Origin of the sequence: Flavobacterium granuli, assembly GCF_900129705.1 — a bacterium.
GTDB lineage: Bacteria > Bacteroidota > Bacteroidia > Flavobacteriales > Flavobacteriaceae > Flavobacterium > Flavobacterium granuli.
Window position 1 is genome coordinate 642,155 of record NZ_FQWO01000001.1, and the last position, 20,893, is coordinate 663,047.

The 20,893-nt window shown below is 35.2% G+C and carries 13 protein-coding genes and 1 tRNA gene; 10 read left to right on the forward strand and 4 right to left on the reverse strand.

What is annotated here, in order from left to right:
* Positions 1-168: 168 nt before the first annotated feature.
* Positions 169-801: an RNA polymerase sigma factor gene (locus BUB25_RS02710; RefSeq protein WP_072939439.1), complete on the reverse strand. Its 633-nt coding sequence runs from the start codon at positions 799-801 to the stop codon at positions 169-171.
* An 853-nt stretch (positions 802-1,654) separates the two neighbouring features.
* Between BUB25_RS02710 and BUB25_RS02715 the strand changes: the two genes are divergently transcribed.
* The 4 genes from BUB25_RS02715 to BUB25_RS02730 all read left to right on the forward strand — a co-directional run bounded on the left by BUB25_RS02715 (position 1,655) and on the right by BUB25_RS02730 (position 12,474).
* Positions 1,655-2,056, forward strand: coding sequence for a helix-turn-helix domain-containing protein (locus tag BUB25_RS02715; protein ID WP_072939441.1), 402 nt, complete (start codon positions 1,655-1,657; stop codon positions 2,054-2,056).
* Positions 2,057-2,192: 136 nt separating this feature from the next.
* Positions 2,193-2,411, forward strand: a complete 219-nt coding sequence (locus tag BUB25_RS02720) for a hypothetical protein (RefSeq protein ID WP_244533801.1) — start codon at positions 2,193-2,195, stop codon at positions 2,409-2,411.
* A 1,441-nt stretch (positions 2,412-3,852) separates the two neighbouring features.
* Positions 3,853-12,099, forward strand: coding sequence for a LamG-like jellyroll fold domain-containing protein (locus tag BUB25_RS02725; protein ID WP_072939444.1), 8,247 nt, complete (start codon positions 3,853-3,855; stop codon positions 12,097-12,099).
* Between the two features lie 156 nt (positions 12,100-12,255).
* Positions 12,256-12,474: a hypothetical protein gene (locus BUB25_RS02730; RefSeq protein WP_072939448.1), complete on the forward strand. Its 219-nt coding sequence runs from the start codon at positions 12,256-12,258 to the stop codon at positions 12,472-12,474.
* Between the two features lie 146 nt (positions 12,475-12,620).
* Here the strand turns inward: BUB25_RS02730 and BUB25_RS02735 are convergent, their stop codons facing one another.
* Positions 12,621-13,073, reverse strand: a complete 453-nt coding sequence (locus BUB25_RS02735; RefSeq protein WP_072939451.1) for a DUF4442 domain-containing protein — start codon at positions 13,071-13,073, stop codon at positions 12,621-12,623.
* A gap of 197 nt (positions 13,074-13,270) precedes the next feature.
* On the opposite strand from BUB25_RS02735, the gene BUB25_RS02740 reads away from it, so the two are divergent.
* From BUB25_RS02740 to BUB25_RS02760, 5 genes are all read left to right on the forward strand, one after another.
* Positions 13,271-13,726, forward strand: coding sequence for a DUF4870 domain-containing protein (locus tag BUB25_RS02740; protein ID WP_072939454.1), 456 nt, complete (start codon positions 13,271-13,273; stop codon positions 13,724-13,726).
* A gap of 123 nt (positions 13,727-13,849) precedes the next feature.
* Complete coding sequence (locus BUB25_RS02745) at positions 13,850-14,179, forward strand: PadR family transcriptional regulator (protein WP_072939470.1); 330 nt, start codon at positions 13,850-13,852, stop codon at positions 14,177-14,179.
* 5 nt (positions 14,180-14,184) lie between these two features.
* Positions 14,185-15,915 carry a PspC domain-containing protein gene (locus BUB25_RS02750; protein WP_072939474.1) on the forward strand — a complete coding sequence of 577 codons (1,731 nt, stop codon included), beginning with the start codon at positions 14,185-14,187 and terminating at the stop codon, positions 15,913-15,915.
* A 2-nt stretch (positions 15,916-15,917) separates the two neighbouring features.
* Entirely contained in the window at positions 15,918-16,658 is a 741-nt protein-coding gene (locus BUB25_RS02755) for a head GIN domain-containing protein (RefSeq protein ID WP_072939477.1), read from the forward strand.
* 213 nt (positions 16,659-16,871) lie between these two features.
* Positions 16,872-17,705 (forward strand): GIN domain-containing protein, encoded by an 834-nt coding sequence (locus BUB25_RS02760; protein ID WP_072939480.1) that lies wholly within the window; start codon positions 16,872-16,874, stop codon positions 17,703-17,705.
* A 68-nt stretch (positions 17,706-17,773) separates the two neighbouring features.
* Here BUB25_RS02760 and trxB read toward each other — a convergent pair whose 3' ends face one another.
* A complete protein-coding gene (gene trxB, locus BUB25_RS02765; RefSeq protein WP_072939483.1) occupies positions 17,774-18,721 on the reverse strand; it encodes a thioredoxin-disulfide reductase in 948 nt (315 codons plus the stop codon).
* Between the two features lie 156 nt (positions 18,722-18,877).
* Between trxB and BUB25_RS02770 the strand changes: the two genes are divergently transcribed.
* Positions 18,878-18,952: transfer RNA gene (locus BUB25_RS02770), tRNA-Pro, on the forward strand.
* Positions 18,953-19,238: 286 nt separating this feature from the next.
* Here the strand turns inward: BUB25_RS02770 and BUB25_RS02775 are convergent.
* Positions 19,239-20,615 carry a sensor histidine kinase gene (locus BUB25_RS02775; RefSeq protein ID WP_072939486.1) on the reverse strand — a complete coding sequence of 459 codons (1,377 nt, stop codon included), beginning with the start codon at positions 20,613-20,615 and terminating at the stop codon, positions 19,239-19,241.
* Positions 20,616-20,893 lie beyond the last annotated feature (278 nt).

A 20,893-nucleotide genomic window follows, 5' to 3' on the forward strand; every position in this document is an offset into this window, starting at 1 on the left:
TTTGTAAAAAAAATAAAATACTCTTATAGGGATGCAGTATTTTAAAAAATTGTCTTTTATTTTCGTTGTTAAACATTTGATTTTAAGAATATTAAAAATAAATTGTTTTTTTTTAGAACGAAAATAAAAATTTCATCAAGTACTACTTGTGTGCTTTTAAAATAAGACTTATTTTGGATTCAATAGAAAGAGAAGGTTAATAATGCCTGCTTGAAGAATAGGATTTTTGGCATTTAAGTTCACTTTTTGATGTAAATTATCGATAGCCTTATATAAAATTTTATATACAGAGTTAACTTCGATATTCATGATTTCACTTATTTCGTCAAAAGAAAGATTATCATAGAATCGTAAAGTAATGGCTTCTTTTTGTCTTGGAGATAAATTTTCTAAAGCTTGTTTCAATTTTGCTATTTGTTCCTCCCGGATACTATTATCGAAATTTTCATCAAAGTAAAAAGAAACATCAAAGGCAGCCTTGTTTTCTTTGTTTTTTCTCTTTTTTTGTTTTTCAAGTGTTCGAATTAGAGTTGTTTTTAGCGATTTTAACAAGTAAAATTTAATAGAATCGGTTTCGGATAATCGAGTACTTTTTTCTAGTAAAGTAATGAAAAGTTCCTGAATACTGTCTAAAACAAGGCTTTCTTCTTGACATATTTTACATCCGTAATTGTATAAGATTGGCAGGTATGTTCTATAAATATGTTCATATGCAACGATGTCACCTTGCAAGAATTCTTTCCAAAGTAGGGAATCACTTTTGAGTGTATAATTTTCGATATTATCTACATAACTACGCATTGATGCTTTTTTAAAAATCTAGATTCGAATTTGAAAATATGTAAATATTAAGCGTATTTCAAGCATCTTATTAAACACACGACAAGCTTTTTTTGCTAAATTTATACAAATTTACAAATGTAAAGATATAATAACTAAAGTATATGTATTAATTCAATATTATCTTTGTTTAATTATCAATTATCTTAAGAAAGAGAAAAATTAAAGAGCAATACTTTATCATTCAAACTGTTTTATTTTAATAAACAATACGAATTAAGAGTTGAAAAACAAGAAGAAAAAAAAGGAGAGGGGGGATTTGAGAAATTAAAGCACCAACTCTTTCACAAACACTAAAAAATTATACCGCATCAAACAACTTCTGGTAAAAATATAATTGATGTAGTGTCAGATAATGACCCGATTTAACTTTATACATTAACAGCGTTACTGTATAACGACTTTCTGTTTTTGTTTTTATAATATCGCTAATATCGGCAACGACATTAATTATATATTCATCTGTCAAAACCATTAAATAGAAATGAGTATGTTCTTTTTGTACAGAAGCAGATTCTCTAAATGGGTTCCGGACTACTAGAATCTGTTTTTTTCTCCAAAGCAGTAAATACCACTTGTGCTAATACTTTCAACAATAATGGTGCTAAGTATTTCTAATCCTGAGTTGTCAATTGCATTCATAATTTTAATTTTTACATATTAAACATTATTTTTAATTTGTATTTTTGTTTATTATACAGCAAGTAAAGAAGATTTAGTACCGTACCGAACTATCCGGAATTGTATCGAACCAAAACTGACTTGTTTTTTACCAATGCATTTTTTTCGACAGAATTTTAAATATCTTTGAACTATGAACACAGCAACAAAACCGAAACATATAGGCAGAAATATCAGCCGAATCAGAGAGCTTAAGGGTATAAAACAAGAAGCCTTGGCTATTGCTATTGGAGTAAGCCAACAATCTGTTTCTAACATTGAAGCAAGTGAAAATATTAATGAAGAAAAACTTTTAGAGGTTGCAAAGGCGCTTGGTGTAACTGCAGAAGCAATTAAAAACTTTTCAGAAGAAGCAATGATTAACTATTTCAATACCTTTAATGATACTGATTTTAGCAATAGTCAAGGTGCTTTTGGTCATAATCATCAATGTACATTCAATCCCCTAGATAAAGTTGTAGAACTTTACGAACGGTTGGTTCAAGCAGAAAAAGAAAAAGTTGAGTATTTAGAGAAGTTATTGAAAGGTAAATAAACCTTTTATAAAAGATATAATTAATTCCAAAGAGAGACTTTCACAAGTGTCTCTTTTTTGCTTGATAAGATATAAGTAAATCTAAAAATTACGGAACATATTATTATTGCGCATAAATAAAAATCCAAACAACCCGATGGATAAAACTATTAAGCTAAGAGTTAAAAAAGAAATTGATAATAGCAGCGTGCTAAAAGTTTTGAAATTAAAAGGTACTTTAATTTCAAAAGGCTACACTGAAATTATTTATATTGCTGATGAAAATACAGAGTACTATCTTAACTCTTTTTCCACTTCACCCGAGAATAAAAAAGAGGTAGAATATTTTGTTTTTGGACTATATCACAAACCATAATCTTGTCGACACAATTACCTTACTTCAAGAAAAAAATTAAATGATTCTTGATTACTAGTTTTTTTCAAATCATGTGCAAAAACCTTCCTGGAAACAGTCAGAATTTTGCACATTAATTAAAATAAATTCATTTGAAAAAGTACATTCCCTTATTCTTATAACAAAGTTCGTCCACAGTTTTCTTTACAAGGTAATACCCTTGAAGAAACTTTCACTGGCAAGCCAATAGCTGTCAACAATTATAAAACTAACTTTGCAAAGCAAAAAAGTCAAAAAATAGCAGTGAACCAACAAAATACATGCAGAACCTGTGACTCCCAAAAGAAAAAGCCTTTCAGTAGATTTAATCCTGTTGAAAGGCTTTTTTATGAAGACAATCTAATCCCACTCCTAACTTACTAATAATCAAAGGAATTAATTATAAGGTACTGTTTTTTATAAAAGCATTGTGCGAAAAGCAGTGGTCAATTTGACTGGTTTTTCCAACAATAAACTAATGTTTTAAAAAGCTTTTAATTGCAAGAAAACATATGAATTTCGACTTTTTGAAGCATAGATATAGTACTGATATAGCACAAATAGTGTATGACTGAACCATCAAAGCTAGCAACCAGCAATAAAACACTAAGGAAGAGCCAACCTAAGCACTAAAAAAACACTTATCGAATTCCTGCAAAAAAACACTTAAGACTGATAGGAATAATTAGAAAAAAAGAAGCTTTTTAATCATAATTCAGAGGAAGGAGGAATGTTGAATTTTTTCTTCTTAGACTAACTAATAGTTATGCCTAATTGTTCTGGCTCCACATGTTTTTGCATTGATCCGATCTGAAGTTTGCTTTTTCAAAATAGATTCCCAATAAAAAACCCTTAAACAGTTGCTGTTTAATGGTTTATTTCTGTAGCCTTATCGGGAGAATTTTCGAACCATTTTATAGATGATTTGAAGAAGTTGATAGGAGCGAATATTAATTATCAGTTTTAATTTTAAATTAATTTGTGAGTTGTGGGTTGTCGGTTGCCTCGTCCATCTTAGCTAAAAATAAAAAACAACCGAAGTTACAAAAGCAGTTTTTCTTTAAAATAAGCAAACTCAAAAAAAATAAAGCTTTTAAATTAGTCAAACCATGTCATTTGTCGGTGTATAAAATCTCTTTATCGAAAAAAAGACTCCGATGAACCTCAAGCCAACATAATTCACTAATTTTAAGACACATAACATTAAAAAAGTTGGTAAAAAACGGACTAACTAAGCTCTATAAACATTTATCCTGATTATTCCCAAACACAATTTGGCATAAAATAGAGATCAATGGAAGGTTTTTATTGAAAATAATACCTATCCTAATTGCCCTTTTGTAATTCAAGAATTGTTGCAAAGATTCTTAAAATGTTTCCTTTTTATAACAACTAACTGTTTGATTCTAAAATGTAGGCTATCATGAAAGAAAAATACTTTTTCATAATTTTATTGTTATTAAGTTCTCTTTATAGTTTTGGGCAAGTCATTGGTGATTATCAATCCAAAGCAACTGGAAATTGGAATTCGGCTTTATCCTGGCAAACTTGGAATGGAACTTGGACAGATGCCACTAGCTATCCTGGTCAATTTCCGGGCTCTTATAGTGTAACAATCAAAGTTGGAGATACAATTACAATATCATCTAATCTATCTACAGCCTTGATGGGTTCTGTAATCATAAACGGACAATTAAATCTAAATCCGCCAAACCCTTATAATATTACTTTATCTACTTTAAATTTAATTATTGATGGGGGATTATTGAATTTTAATGGTCCCCAAATAAGTTTAAATTTACCATTAAGACCATCACCTAGCCCTAGTCCATTTATTGAATTAAAAAACAGCGGAAGTATTGGTGGCAGCTGTACACATAATGATGAAATATTAATTGGGAACCAAATATACGCTGTATGTAAATCAACAGGTTCTAGTGACTATGTTACTTTTGGTAAAATAACTACCTCTGGCGGGACAATTAATGCTGTAATAACTTTACCAACAACTAATTCTTCAAGTTGTAAAGACCAACTTGTGACATTAGAAGGTCATTATGGAGGTGCAGCAGGAAATATTGTTAATTATAATTGGATTATAACAGATCCAAATGGAAAAATTATTCCAATTTCTTCTGGGATATTATCAAGCAATTCAGATATAACCACTTCTTCATTTAGCCCAAACATTTTTGGAAATTATTTAATTTCATTTACGGTTACAACCGATATTAGCGGCATAAACTTCTCTAACACCTTAACGACAGCCATCGTAATAGAAGATATTGAAAGTCCAACACTGACTCCTATTGTCGATAAAAACGAAAATGTTGGTGCTTCCTGCAGTTTTAACATTCCTGATTATACTAGTTTTACCACTGCAGCTGACAATTGTACTGCCGTAGGAAGTATCATAAAAACACAATCTCCTGTTTCGGGAACGATAATCAACGGACACAATACAACACAACTTATAACAATTACTGCCAATGACGGCAATGGAAACACTAATACTACCAGTTTTACAATAACATTAAAAGATACTACGAATCCTGTTTTAACAGCCGAAGCCAGTCAAAATGCTACTTTAAACGCTAGTTGTATCGTTAGCATTCCAAATTTGGTTGATGGTTCTTCTGCAACTGATAATTGTGCCGGAACAATCATTACTCAAAGTCCTGCGGCGGGAACAACACAGGCTGCTGTTCACAACGGAACCATAGATGTCACGGTAACGGCTACCGATGCCGCCGGAAATATGGATTCTGAAATTGTGGTCATTACTGCCAAAGATTTAACTGATCCTGTTTTAACAGCCGAAGCCAGTCAAAATACTACTTTAAACGCTAGTTGTATAGTCACCATTCCAAATTTGGTTGATGGTTCTTCTGCAACTGATAATTGTGCCGGAACAATCATTACTCAAAGTCCTGCGGCGGGAACAACACAGGCTGCTGTTCACAACGGAACCATAGATGTCACGGTAACGGCTACCGATGCCGCCGGAAATATGGATTCTGAAATTGTGGTCATTACTGCCAAAGATTTAACTGATCCTGTTTTAACAGCCGAAGCCAGTCAAAATGCTACTTTAAACGCTAGTTGTATAGTCACCATTCCAAATATGATTGATGGTTCTTCTGCAACTGATAATTGTACCGGAACAACCATTACTCAAAGTCCTGCGGCGGGAACAACACAGGCTGCCGTTCACAACGGAACCATAGATGTCACGGTAACAGCTACCGATGCCGCCGGAAATATAAATTCTGAAATTGTGGTCATTACTGCCAAAGATTTAACTGATCCTGTTTTAACAGCCGAAGCCAGTCAAAATGCTACTTTAAACGCTAGTTGTATAGTCACCATTCCAAATTTGGTTGATGGTTCTTCTGCAACTGATAATTGTACCGGAACAACCATTACTCAAAGTCCTGCGGCGGGAACAACACAGGCTGCCGTTCACAACGGAACCATAAATGTCACGGTAACGGCTACCGATGCCGCCGGAAATATGAATTCTGAAATTGTGGTCATTACTGCCAAAGATTTAACTGATCCTGTTTTAACAGCCGAAGCCAGTCAAAATGCTACTTTAAACGCTAGTTGTATCGTTAGCATTCCAAATTTGGTTGATGGTTCTTCTGCAACTGATAATTGTACCGGAACAACCATTACTCAAAGTCCTGCGGCGGGAACAACACAGGCTGCCGTTCACAACGGAACCATAAATGTCACGGTAACGGCTACCGATGCCGCCGGAAATATGGATTCTGAAATTGTGGTCATTACTGCCAAAGATTTAACTGCTCCTGTTTTAACTGTTGGTGCAAACCAAACTGCAAATACAAATGCTGGACTTTGTACGGCTTCGATTGCAGTAACTAACGCAACATTTTCAGACAATTGTAGTGGAGCAACTATTTCATATAGCCTTAGCGGAGCTACAACCAAAACAACAACTGCTGGGCAAGTAGGAACTTATATCTTTAACAGAGGAACAACCGCCATTCTTTATACCGTAACTGATGCTGCGGGAACAACAACCATTGGAACAAAAACAATAACTGTAACCGACAACATCAAACCTACAATAACAGCACCTCCTGCTATTACTACTACTACCAATACCGCTTGTACAGCAACTGGTGTGGTTTTAGGAAGTCCTACAACTGCAGATAATTGTGCTGTCGCATCGGTAACAAACAATCACCCATCAACCTCTTATCCATTAGGAAATACTACCGTAATATGGACGGTGACTGATACTTCAGGAAACACTGCAACAGCGAATCAGATAGTAAGCGTAACAGATAACCTACCGCCAACAATTACCTGCCCCGGAAACAAAACTGCCAATACCAGTGCAAACGGAACCGGAGACTGTTCTACAACAGTAACACTTGGAACACCAACAACCAGTGACAACTGTGGAATTTCCTCAGTAGTTAGCAAAGTAGCCGGCAATACTATAAATCCTGCCACTTACCAATTCCCAATTGGTGTTACAACCGTAACTTGGACCGTAACAGACAATGCCGGATTGACCGCTACTTGCAATCAAACCGTTACCGTAATTGACGATGAAAATCCATCCATAAGTTGTCCAGGGGATCAAAATGTCACTTACAACACTAATTGTCAATTCATTTTACAAGATTATACTTCATTGGCTACTACTTCAGACAATTGTGATAGTAACTTAAGCATTACTCAAAGTCCTGCTCCAGGATCATTAGTTTCTGCCGCAATTACAACGGTGACATTGACAGCAAAAGATGGCGCCAATAGAACCCGTTCCTGTACTTTCAAAGTTATTGCCATAGACGATATTGCGCCTACAGCAGTCTGTAAAAGTTATGTTACCGCTTTCTTAAGTTCGAATGGAACAATAAATATTGCCGCATTAAATTTAGACAACGGTTCTTCTGATAATTGTGGAATTGTCAATATGACGGTTTTTCCAAACTCATTTAACTGTAGTAATGTTGGAGAAAACAGCGTTACATTCACGGTATTTGATAATGCCGGAAATAGTGATAGCTGCACAGCAACAATAAATATTGTTGACAACACTCCTCCAACCATGCTATGTAAAAACTATGTTGTAGTGGTTGATGCCATTACCAGAGTAGCTACTATAAAAGCTTCAAATGTTGACAATGGATCAAATGACGCTTGTGGTATTGCCTCTTTAAGCGTTTCTCCCAGTGTATTCCCAGATTCCCCCAATGTTTATACCACTACTACTACTTTAACGGCTATCGACGTCAATGGAAATTCAAACAGCTGTGTAGCGACAATTACTGTAGAGCCTCCAAAAAATCTATTTACATATTTAACCGGAGAAATTGTAAATCCGATTCCAGACAATCCTCAACCACCAAGTGCACTGGTGGAAGTAACGGCTTGTCCTGGTGGAATTACAGTACCCAAAGACATTAAATTCACTATACAGGCTATTGGCACTTATGATTTACAAGCTTCTAATATACTCAATTGGGAATATTCCAATGATAACGGGGAAACCTGGATTTTAATACCTAATACTGCCGGTTTATTGACTTACACACTAACCGGATTGACCAGTGATACTTTTGTACGACTAAAAATCCAAGAATTAAATGATTTAGGTGAATTTATAACCAAAACATCAGCAGAAGCCTATGCCAGATTCTTACCTCCGGGGGAGCCGCCAATTATTGTAAGCCACACGGCTTTGGACATTTGTTTAAATGACTCGGTAACCGTAAGTGCGGAAAGTTTTTATGATCAAGCTGCGGGACAATTTGGTAAAGGCGGTAAATTTAATTACGCACAACCTGATGGCTGGCGTGTTAACGGAATAGATGGATTCTTCCCTGCAAGCGGTAATAACACTACCGAGACTACATGGAAAGAATCTAATGGAGGAACCAACAGAACTTTTAGTGGTATATTTTATGACACTTCTGACAATACCAAATTCGCTATGTCTAACGGTATTGGCAATATAACAACATTGGAAACCCCTGTTTTTAGTACGATTGGAATGACCTCAAGTGAAGCAATAATGCAATTTTATACCGCATATTATTTTTGTAATGGCGGTTCAGGAAAGATTGAATTGTCTTTTAATGCAGGAGACACCTATACGGTAACTCTTAATACAATGGAGGGCGATAATTTAACATCCGGAAACACAACAGGTGTTCATGTGGTTGACCCCAATGGGCAATGTCAAAATAATAAACGATATCCAGCAGCAGATCCATTTCGATTAACGAGATTAGATTTGGGTCAATATGCCGGACTATCCGGATTACGTGTTAAATTTACTTTTACCGGAAGCAGCTCACAATGCGGCAATGTATCTTTCCCTAATCATCCTTCCAGTAAATGCAAAAACAATACCACCTACAATGTAGCCAGTGGCTGGGCAATTGATGATGTAGGTTTTGCATTTGCCCAAGTTGATGATGAACTGGAATGGACCGATGAAGATGGTACTGTCATTGCAACAGGGACAACAGCGACCGTTACGCCGGTTACTCCCGGTATAAGAGAGTACGGAGTGACCACATTAGTAAATGGCTGTAGAACATACAATAGTTCAGGTACTAATTATATAAACATAAACACCAGTTTGGCCTATGCCGGAGAAGATTATTCACCGCTCGCGAGCAATTGTGGGGAATCAGAATTACAATTAAATGCTTATGACAACAGTAAAACCGCTGTAAGCAATTTTACTAAAGGAGCTTGGAAAAACAATCTTTATGTTGTGCCCAATACTGCTGCCGGTGACACTGACTATCCCGGTACAGGAGTAACGGGGATTTGGTCCATTGTAAGCTCCAGTTTTTCGTCATGCGGTAACTCTGCAAGCTTTTCAAGTGCAACAGATCCAGATGCTATTTTCACAGCAGACCCTGGCAGTTACACCTTAAGGTGGACGCTTACAAACGGTTGTTATGACGAATTAAATGTTACACTTATAGATTGTAAAACTGTCGATTTTGACGGTACTAATGACTATGTTTCTTTCAAAAACAATTATAATTCAAACAGCAATTTTAGTATCGAAGTATGGGTTAAACCGAACTCCGTAAGCAATACCAGAACCGTTTTCTCCAGAAAAGATGCCGGAAATAATACTAAAGGTTATGATTTAAGCATTGTTAACGGACAAGTTAGATTTAATTGGTATAATAGTTTTGGATCTGGAACTGTTAGTACTGGATCTCATTCCATTGGAACTGATCGTTGGTATCATTTAGCCGTTACTTTTAACGGTTCTATCTATAAACTTTATATAGATGGAATAGAATTAGGATCCACAAACGGCACAGCAGCGGATCAAACAGCGGATACTATAGAAGCTCTTTTGGGCGCTATGGATCAAACTTCGCCAAGCAAGCCTACCAATTATTTCCATGGCTGGATTGATGAATTAAAAATTTGGAATAAAGCCTTATCTATACAACATATACGACAAATGATGAATCAAGAAATTGATGTCTTAGGTTCCGATGTTGGCGGGGTGGTTATTCCATTAAAAATTTATGGATCGGACTATGACAATAATGGTTCTGAAGACGATTCATTGCTATGGAGCGACCTTCTTGGCTATTATCGAATGACCGTTACATGTGGTAGTTTAGATGCATTTAAAGGCATAAGTGGCAGACTGCACAATATAAATTCCAGTGAGCAACAAACAGCTCCTATCCCATACACCACAAGAGTTTCTAACCAAAATTGGGATACCGATAACACATGGACTAATTTTAGTGTTTGGAACGTTCCGAATAGTAAGGGAATCAATAACGAATCCATAGATTGGAATATTGTTAAGACAAATCACAAAGTCATTTCAAACGCGCAAGATCTTACACTTCTTGGTCTTATCGTGCAATCAAATTCTTTAATAATCACCAATGCGGGGGTTCAAGATGAAACAAATCAAGGTCATGGCTTATGGATTACTCATTATTTAAAATTAGATGGCTTCATGGATCTAGTGGGAGAATCCCAACTGGTACAAAAAAGATATACTTCAACCCAATACAGCGAAAGTATTTTTGATGAAGCAAGCTCAGGATACATCGAACGTGACCAACAAGGCCAAAGAAATAGTTTCAATTATAATTATTGGTCCTCTCCGGTAAGTGCCAACAATAGTACCTATACAGTTGCTGGAGTTTTAAGAGATGGAACTGATGCTGCAAATCCAAAAACCATCACTTTTGGAGATGGAGCCTACTTTGCTGACGGCGCTCTTTCTTCACCTATAAAAATAAGCAACCGATGGATATTAACCTATAATGCTACCACGCCAGATTCTAATTCCGAATGGGCCAATTTTTATCAGTGGAAACGTGTTGGTAGTGCCGCTCCAATAAAAGTAGGAGATGGATTTAGCATGAAAGGAACTGACGGAACTGCAGCAATTGATGCTACTCAAAATTACGTTTTTGTAGGAAAGCCAAATTCTGGCGATATCACAACCTCTTTTTTAACTAAGGATCAAACCTATTTGATAGGAAACCCCTATCCTAGTGCGCTTGATGCTGACGCATTTATTCGAAGCAACTTGAATGGATGTGACGGTTGTACAGGAGCCACAAGCACGTTTAATGGCGTTCTCTATTTTTGGGATCATTTTGGTTTATCAAACAACCATTTATTAGCGCAATACGAGGGTGGCTATGCTATTTATTCTTTGGCAGGAGGATTGCCAGCCGTTGATGACTCTTCTCTAACTTCGGGTACGAGCAATCCAGGTTCAAGAACACCTGGCCGTTATATCCCTGTAGGGCAAGCCTTCTTTGTGGATGCCACTCCTAATCCTTCACTTCAGGGCTCCATTTCGACAGCAACTACTCCAGGATATATCTATTTTAAAAATAGCCAACGAGCATTTATGAGAGAAACTTCAGGAAGTTCTATATTTATGAAAACTGCTGCAACTAAAAATTCAAAAGAGCAAAATTCACTTGAAGATAAAAGACTAAAAATAAGATTAGGATTCCTATCTCCTACTGGTTCACACCGACAAATATTACTTACAGCAGATGCTAATACGACGAATCAATTTGATATTGGTTATGATGCACAAATGATTGACATGACTAAAAATGATATCTATTGGGAAATGAATGACCGCCCTTTTGCGATTCAGGCCATTCCTGACATTAATAAAGAACAAACAATACCTCTAGGCATTAGCTTAGCTGCCGAAGGTACTGTCACCATCAAAATTGATGCTTTAGAAAACATCCCCACTACTCTTGAAATATACTTGTACGATAAGCTAACTCAAATTTATCACGATATCCGTAATAAAGATTTTAGTATTTCGTTGCCTATAGGGGAATACAACAAGCGTTTCTCGTTACAATTTAAGAACGAAACCCTTATTTCAGACGTGGTCAACAGCAATGAAGAATTCACCGTCTTTTATTCTAATAATAACAAAATGTTGAATATTATAAATAAGCTGATTGATACTAAAGTAACCAAAGTTTATGTTTTCAATATATTAGGCCAAAACTTAGGGAATTGGGAAATCAAAGATCAGAAGCAAAACTACATTCAAATTCCAATTAAAAACATCAACAAGGCCATTTATATCGTAAAAATCATAACTGACAAAGGAGATTTCAGTAAAAAAATTAATATAGAATAAAAACAAATTCAAAATAAAAAACTATTTTCCAGATAGTTACACAAAATAAAACACTGAAAAAATGCCAAAATCTTAAGAAAACATTAACCAACCCTTTTTAATTCAAGCAGTTTATTATTCTTATATTTGAGGTTATTAACAACAAAACTCGTGATAATGAAAAAAATAGTTACCCTTTTAGCAATTGCGCTATTTACAATTAATGCAAGTGCGCAAGAAACAAAGGCTACAAAAAAAGAAGTAGCAAAAAAAGAAAGTTGTTGTGCTAAAAAAATGACAGCAGAAGAAAAAGCAAAATGCAAAGGCGATGACAAAAAATGTGATGTTGCCATGAAAGACAAAAAAAGCAAAAGCTGTTGTTCTAAAAAAGCATAATTTCCTTTACATAAAAAAACGCCTCATTCTAGAGGCGTTTTTTTTATCACATTAAGCTTTCCCGAGATAAAATCTTATCTTTAGAAGAACAGTTCTTTCAGTTAAATTTATTCCAAATTTGCTTGAGCCGCTAAAATAGGTTTTACTTATTTTAGCCTAACGCTCCATTCAAAATCCATTTCAGATACCTGATTCCCTTTTTCGTCAGTTCCAATAGATTTCATCCAAAAGGTTTGTCCTTCTCCAGTTGCTATAGTTTGCTGAATAGCCCTTTCTATCAAATACCCGTCTTTACAAACAAAAGAAATTCTTCCCGTTGCTTTTTTGGTAAAATTCCCTTTATTATTAGCAACCAACATCGATATTTTCTTACCGCTTTTTTGAATCTGATACATTACTAAAGCTCCCGTTGTCAATTCGGCCGCCATAGCCTGCACTGCAAAATACATCGAATTAAATGGGTTTTGATTGATCCAGCGGTGTTTTACCGAAACGGTACATTGGGTTTCATCAATCTCCTTAACCCTCACTCCGCATATAAATGCCGAAGGTAATTTGAAGAACAAAAACTGGTTAAGTTTTGAGGCGGTAAGTTTCATTATCACTGGTTTTTTGGCTAATATACGAAATAATACTATGCGTACATATAAAAATATTTTGTTAATATTATGTTAATATATACTACTATGCGATACACAATACTGTCTTTTGTACATATATTTGCATAAGAAATTACTAGGTACTCGAATGGGAGCTTCCTTAAGTTCTAATCATCATCAAAAAAAATCAACTAAAAATGGAAACAACAACTGAAAAAAACATCGCAACATTTACTCATCTGAGTGCATTAACCCAATATTTTATTCCTTTTGGGAATTATATATTTCCAATACTCATTTGGTCCTCAAAAAAAGACAAATCAGAATTTGTTGATCATAACGGAAAACAGGTTCTTAATTTTCAACTGAGTTTGTTGCTTTACTCTTTGATTCTAATCATTATAGCAGTGCCCATTTTCATCGTCACACTATTCAAAAATATTCCATTCAGCGCCATTATAAATGACAATGATGTCATAATTAACCATTTCGATTTCGAAAATAGCATCGGGTTAATCACCGTTGGTATAATAGCTGCTCTTGTTTTTTTCGCATTAAAAGTAGCCGAGTTTTTCCTAATCATTTATGCCTCCATAAAGACATCTAATGGAGAAAAATACAAATACCCTTTAAGCATCCCTTTTATCAAATAATATCAAAAAAAACTCTCATAAAAAATCAATCGCAGTTTCAATCATCACAAAATCAATCCTCCCCGATAGCTATCGGTACAAAAATGAATAGTTTAATCAACAAAAAAATCAAAAAAACGAATTATGAACATTGAAAACACAAAAGCACAGATGCGTAAAGGTGTTCTCGAATTTTGCATCTTATCTGTATTAAAAGAAAAAGATGCATACACCTCGGAGATATTAGACACTTTGAAAAACGCAAAATTATTAGTCGTGGAAGGCACTATTTATCCACTATTGACCAGACTGAAAAATGACGGTTTGCTAAACTACCGTTGGGAAGAATCAACATCAGGACCACCACGAAAATATTATGGCCTAACCGAAATAGGACAAAGCTTTTTAAATGAACTCAATGGCACCTGGACTGAACTGTCAGATGCTGTAAACCTAATAACCAACCAAAAATAATAGTCATGAACAAAACTGTAAATATAAACTTAGGCGGAATGTTCTTTCATATAGATGAAGATGCATACCAAAAATTAACCCGTTATTTTGACGCTATCAAACGTTCTTTATCGAATGCATCCGGACAGGAAGAAATCATAAAGGATATCGAAATGCGCGTTTCGGAATTACTAAACGAGAAGCAAAAAAGCGAAAAGCATGTAGTGGGTCTAAAAGACGTAGACGAGGTTATTGCCGTGATGGGACAACCGGAAGACTATATCATTGAAGAAGACAAGCAGACCAGTCAAACTTTTAGCGGAAATTCAAACCGAAGAACAAAAAAACTGTACAGAGACAAAGAAAAAGGAATGCTAGGCGGTGTTGCTGCAGGTCTTGGACATTATTTTGGAGTTGATGCCGTTTGGATCAGAATTGTCCTGATACTATTAGTTTTTGCCGGATTTGGAACAGGAATTCTTGCTTACATCATTCTTTGGATTGTAACTCCAGAAGCTGTTACAACATCTGAAAAACTGGAAATGACTGGTGAACCGGTTAATATTTCGAATATCGAAAAAAAAGTTAGAGAAGAATTTGAAAATGTTTCTGACAAAATAAAGAATGTTGATTACGATAAATATGGCAACCAAATAAAATCAGGTGCTGGGAAAATTGGCAATTCATTTGGGGATTTTATCATGACGGTTTTTAAGATTTTTGCCAAATTTTTGGGGGTAATCTTGATCATGACTGGTCTATCAGTACTTGTCGCACTATTAATTGGGGTTTTTACATTGGGATCTAATGTGATCGATTTGCCTTGGCAAGGATTTATAGAAGCGGGCAATTTTACTGATTATCCTATTTGGTCTTTCGGTTTACTAATGTTCTTTGCTGTAGGAATTCCGTTCTTTTTCTTAGTATTGTTAGGATTTAAATTATTAGCTCCAAACATGAAATCCATAGGAAGCATTGCCAAATATACCTTATTAGCACTTTGGTTGATTGCCGTTTCATTGGCGATTTCAATTGGAATAAAACAAGCTTCCGCTTATGCAGCTGATGGAAGAGTCGTAAAAAAAGAAAACATAATCTTAAAGGCCAACGACACCCTTTTCATCCGATTTAAACACAATGATTATTATTCAAAAAGCATCAACAATCATAATGACTTCCTGATAGCTCAGGATTCAACCAACACAGATGTAATCTACTCCAATGATGTTCGATTAAGAATAGTAAAAACAGATGAGAAGTTGCCTTACATTCAAATTGAAAAAGAAGCTAAAGGAAAATCCCTGTCAGAAGCAAGACAAAGAGCAGAACAAATAAAGTACAACTACACCATTGAAGGAAATCAATTAATTTTAGACAATTATCTACTAACAGATCTAAAAAATAAATTTCGTGACCAACAAATAGAAATTACTTTATACCTGCCTGAAGGAACTTTATTCAAAGCTGATTCAAGTGTACAGGATTACGATAGATCAGATGATGATTTTTTCAATTTGAATGACAACTCTGATAAATACCTTTATAAAGTAATGGACTTAAAGGTACAATGCTTGGATTGTCCATGGGACGATAATGAATACAATGACGAACAAGTTGATGCTGACAACAATTCTAATACCTCGGTAACCATCAATAAAAATGGGATTTCGATTACTAAGGACACCATAATCCATTCTAACAATGATGTTAAAGAGTTAAAAATAAACAAAGACGGTATAATCATTAAAACGAAATAGTCATGCTTAAAATCATCACCATCATCACAAAGTTCATTCTGGTTGCCTTAACAGCCTTACTGTTTGCTTCCTGCAACCATTCGATAAACCTAAAATCCATAAAAGGAAGCGGAACTGTGACTACCGAAAAAAGAGCCGTAGATGGCGAATTTAAAAGTGTAGAAGTAAGCAATGCGATCGACCTTGTTATTGAACAATCAGACAAAACGGAAGTTATTGTGGAGGCTGATGATAATTTACAACAAAGCATTAGCACAAAAGTAGAAAATGGTGTACTCGTTATAGGATGTGATTACAATTCTTTCGTCAATATTGAATCCAAAAAAGTGACCGTTAGAATGCCTGTTATTGAAGAACTAAGTGCTTCAAGCGCTTCCTCTGTAAGCAGTATCAATACGCTAAAAGGGGAAAACATCAACCTGAGAGCATCAAGCGCATCAAGTATGAATCTCAACATAAAATCAGATTACATCAGCTCAAAATCCAGCAGCGGAAGTACAATTACGATTTCTGGTTTGGCACTGAATCTTAAAGCCACCGCTTCAAGCGGAAGTGAAATCAATGCCGCAGATTTATTAGTAAACGATGTAGAAGCAAAATCGTCCAGTGGAGCTTCCATTCGATTGCATCCTATTGTAAGCTTAAACGCCAGAGCCTCTAGCGGAAGTAGTATTTCCTATAACACAATTCCTAAATCAATCGAAAAAAGATCGAGTTCAGGAGGAAGCATTTCACATAATTAAGCCGATAGACTCCTGCCAATAAAACTATCATCGGAGATTTCAAAACCGATTCAGAAAATCCTTACTCCTTTCAAAGAAGTAAGGATTCTTTTTTATCATTATCTTTAAACTAAAAACGAATAAAAGTCCTAAGCTTCACGGCATCAAATTAGCAAACAAAACTCTCACCATAAGAAAATGTTTTAATTATATTTGTAGAAACACCTATTGAAGATGCAGAAATATCCTATCCTACTCCTGTTTATTTTGTCAACTACTTTTGCTTTGGCACAAAAAAAAGAAAAAATAAAAGGGTCAAAAACCGTCACTACTGAGCAAAGCAAAATTGGAAATTTTCAGACCCTTGAAGTAGAAGACAACTTAGAAGTTTATCTGGAAAAATCGGAAGAAACTGCGCTAAAAATTGAGGCCGATGACAATCTCCATGATATTATCAAAATTGATTTAAGAGACAATACACTGCATCTTTACACTTCAAAAAAAGCAACTCAATACAAGAAACTAATTGTAAAACTGAGTTATAGCAATGATTTGAATTTGGTAATTGCCCATAAAAAATCACAAATAAATGCCATTCAAGAAATTCAACTGGATGACATTACGATGAAAGCTTTTGACAATTCCCGATTATTTTTGAATATAAATTCAACAAATTTTCTATTACAAGCAGACGATGACACAAAAATGGAAATCAATCTAAAATCTGAAAAAGCAAAAATTGAATTAAGCAAAAATGCCAACCTAAAAGCATTAATTACCACTGTCGATTTAGCTTTTGATCTGTATCAAAAATCGGAAGCAAACATAGAAGGCGATGCCACAAATGCCATTATCCGAATGGAGAACAGCTCCGGTTTTAACGGCAAAAAGCTCAGTATTAAAAATGTAGATCTAACTGCCGAAAGCAATTCCAGCTGTAGTATTAATGCCCTAACATCCATTATTATAAATGCTGGAGACAAGTCGTCAATTCAGCTTTATGGAAATCCTAAAATTGAACTAACCAAGTTTAGCGAAGAAGCAAAATTATTCAAGAAAATAAAATAATAAGGTTTCATAAAAAAAGCCCCATTCTATAATGAATGGAGCCTTCTTAATCCTGTCTTTGAATATCATTATTCCTTTGAAGCCAAATATCTTTCGGCATCAAGTGCAGCCATACAGCCTGTTCCTGCAGCAGTAATTGCCTGACGATACACATGATCGGCAGCATCTCCTGCAACAAAAACTCCCGGAACATTAGTCTTAGATGTACCCGGAGTATTGACAATATAACCCGTCTCATCCAGAGTAATGTAATCCTTAAAAATATCCGTATTAGGCTTGTGCCCAATAGCTACAAAAAATCCGGTAGCTTCAATTTCAAAGGTTTCACCTGTACTTTTATTCAACACTTTAACACCAGTCACCACTTGTTCGTCACCTAAAACTTCGATAGTATCATGATTCATCAAAATAGAGATGTTCTCCGTTTTTCTAACGCGTTCTTCCATGATTTTAGAAGCTCTAAATTTCTCGCTTCTAACCAGCATGGTTACTTTTTTACAAAGTTTAGATAAATAATGTGCTTCCTCACAAGCCGAATCTCCAGCTCCTACAATAACCACTTCCTGATTTCTGTAGAAAAAACCATCGCAAACAGCGCAGGCAGAAACACCTCCACCCATTTTTAAATAATGCTGTTCTGATGGCAATCCTAAATATTTAGCCGAAGCTCCAGTAGATATAATCACTGTCTCGCAATGCAATTCTTTACTGCCATTAATCCAAACTTTATGCACATCCCCCGAAAAATAAACCTCTGTAGCCCAACCATCGCGAATATCTGCACCAAAACGTTGTGCTTGTGCTTGCAATTGAACCATCATCTCAGGTCCAGTAACACCATCAACATAACCCGGAAAATTCTCCACTTCGTTAGTTGTCGTTAGCTGTCCACCTGGTTGCATTCCTTGGTATAAAACGGGATTCATATTTGCTCTGGCAGCGTAAATAGCTGCAGTATAACCTGCAGGTCCAGAACCTATAATAAGGCATTTAATTTTTTCGATAGTATCAGACATAGTACGTTATATTTATTTTTCAAGATACAAATGTAGTTTTTTAATAAAAAATACCATCAAAAAAATATTGATTTTGACTATCCAAAAATAATATTCTGCTATTTTTAATTTTGTCTTGTTTGAATAAAAAATATTTCTATCTTTGCAGCAGCATTACGGGGTGTAGCGTAGCTCGGTTATCGCGCCTGCTTTGGGAGCAGGAGGCCGCAGGTTCGAATCCTGCCACCCCGACAACCTAGTTGTCAATTCATATCAAAAGGCTGTAAATCGTAGGATTTACAGCCTTTTTTATTTTTTGTATTTTAAACTGATTTAAGTTGTTTCGAATAAAATCCCTAACACGCAAATTCCCAAAAAGAACAGGCGGTAAAAATTATCTTCCATAGTTTCGTTTTCACACAAAAGAATTGAAGTCCATCCTCTTTATTACAGATTTACAGTTCCCAAAAGTTATTGAATCCCTTCTGACAGATTTTTTTTAGTTCCAAATCAGACCAGACTTAGCCTGAATCTTAATCTAATTCTTCATCGTTTCTAACGGCAAGGTAAACTTAAAGGTAGTGCCTTTTCCTGGTTCACTCTCTGCCCAAATTTCACCTTGATGTTTTTTTATAAATTCACTGCAAAGTAACAATCCCAGCCCGGTTCCGCTTTCGTTTTCCGTTCCCCTTTGGCTGACTTTTCCGTTGATTTTAAATAATTTGTCTTTTATTTTATCCGGAATTCCAATACCACTATCTGTAATGGATATCTCTGCTTTTTGAGGATGTTTTTGCATATTCACTGTTATTTTTCCGTGTTTGTCGGTAAATTTAATCGCATTAGTCAGCAAATTACGTACAATGGTATCAATCATATTCTTGTCAGCCTCAACTTCAATAAGTTCAGTCGACTCAAATGAAAGAGCTATATTTTTGTTTAATGCCGCATTTTTATTGAGTTCAACATTTTCTTTAATCAATGCATTCAACACCAATTTTTTCGGACTGTATTCAATCATTCCGGTTTGTACCTGTGACCATTCCAATAGATTTTCCAGCAATTTATAACTGTTTTTGTTCGATTGATGCAACATTTCAGCAATTTCCTTGATTTCTTCACAGCTGTGTTCCTCAATGTTTTCGGCCAATATTTCCGACAATCCTAAGGAGGATCCTAATGGTCCTCTGAGGTCATGAGCTATAATCGAAAAAAACTGATTCTTGTCCTTTAAAAGTTTCTGGATTTTAATGTCTTGCTTTTCTTTTACCAGCAATAAAAATCCAACTGTACCAATGAGGGTAAGCAGAAATAAACCAATATTATATAAACTGTCAAAAAAACTGGAGGGAAAAAAATCCTCCTGTGGATTCAGATAATTATTAATCATTCGCATAGCCATCAGAATTTCAAATCCGGCGTAGCAAAACCCATAGAAAGTTCGGAAAAAATTATGGCTTTTTTCGGTAAAATAACTGATTGTTGGCGGCAAATAAATGGAAAACATTCCAAAAGACACAATTAAAATACGAGTATTGATTGTGCATTCCAACAATGTCGCAAGGTTGAAAATCATTGCTACAAAAATAGTTATCCCTATTTGTAATCGATAACGCTTCTTTGACTTTGCCTTAAGCATCGATAACATCGCTATCGTTTCATAACAGCAGGCCGAAAAAATGATCATGTTGGCAATATTGACAGAGATAAAATCTGGCACTATACCTCTTAAAAGAATCAGCATCCAACCTAGGGTCATCAATAATTTCCCGTAGCCAAACCATTTTAATATTTTCCTGCTCTCGCCGTTAGCATACGAAAGCGAATAACTGAAAATAAGTATACAGACAAATAAGTTTGCCCAAAAATAAAGTTGGAAAACGGTTTTCGGATCTAACGATAGAGGTTGAAACATTATAAACTTTAGTTTATTAAAGAAAAAACTGATGAGCCAAATATACAAATTAAGACAATAATCAAGTTTACTATTATACTCAAAGTCCTTGATAAAGAAAATTATCACTCAATCAGAATAGATTTTTTAAGCTAAGCACGAGCCATCAAGGAGTCCCTTTTTTACGGTCGGGCCGGGAGTTTCTCGCCAGTATAAAATTTTAATTGCTCCTCTCCTTTCTGCGGTCCTCTTCTCAGCATATTAGTAATTTTCCCCTGTTCATTCCCCTTTTCAAAAAA

What these genes read in the sequence shown, in the direction of transcription:
- BUB25_RS02730 (WP_072939448.1), top strand. Translation starts at nt 12,256, where the DNA reads ATGAAAAAAATAGTTACCCTTTTAGCAATTGCGCTATTTACAATTAAT.
- BUB25_RS02710 (WP_072939439.1), bottom strand. Translation starts at nt 801, where the DNA reads ATGCGTAGTTATGTAGATAATATCGAAAATTATACACTCAAAAGTGAT.
- BUB25_RS02775 (WP_072939486.1), bottom strand. Translation starts at nt 20,615, where the DNA reads ATGTTTCAACCTCTATCGTTAGATCCGAAAACCGTTTTCCAACTTTAT.
- BUB25_RS02715 (WP_072939441.1), top strand. Translation starts at nt 1,655, where the DNA reads ATGAACACAGCAACAAAACCGAAACATATAGGCAGAAATATCAGCCGA.
- BUB25_RS02750 (WP_072939474.1), top strand. Translation starts at nt 14,185, where the DNA reads ATGAACAAAACTGTAAATATAAACTTAGGCGGAATGTTCTTTCATATA.
- BUB25_RS02755 (WP_072939477.1), top strand. Translation starts at nt 15,918, where the DNA reads ATGCTTAAAATCATCACCATCATCACAAAGTTCATTCTGGTTGCCTTA.
- BUB25_RS02720 (WP_244533801.1), top strand. Translation starts at nt 2,193, where the DNA reads ATGGATAAAACTATTAAGCTAAGAGTTAAAAAAGAAATTGATAATAGC.
- BUB25_RS02760 (WP_072939480.1), top strand. Translation starts at nt 16,872, where the DNA reads ATGCAGAAATATCCTATCCTACTCCTGTTTATTTTGTCAACTACTTTT.
- trxB (WP_072939483.1), bottom strand. Translation starts at nt 18,721, where the DNA reads ATGTCTGATACTATCGAAAAAATTAAATGCCTTATTATAGGTTCTGGA.
- BUB25_RS02725 (WP_072939444.1), top strand. Translation starts at nt 3,853, where the DNA reads ATGAAAGAAAAATACTTTTTCATAATTTTATTGTTATTAAGTTCTCTT.
- BUB25_RS02735 (WP_072939451.1), bottom strand. Translation starts at nt 13,073, where the DNA reads ATGAAACTTACCGCCTCAAAACTTAACCAGTTTTTGTTCTTCAAATTA.
- BUB25_RS02745 (WP_072939470.1), top strand. Translation starts at nt 13,850, where the DNA reads ATGAACATTGAAAACACAAAAGCACAGATGCGTAAAGGTGTTCTCGAA.
- BUB25_RS02740 (WP_072939454.1), top strand. Translation starts at nt 13,271, where the DNA reads ATGGAAACAACAACTGAAAAAAACATCGCAACATTTACTCATCTGAGT.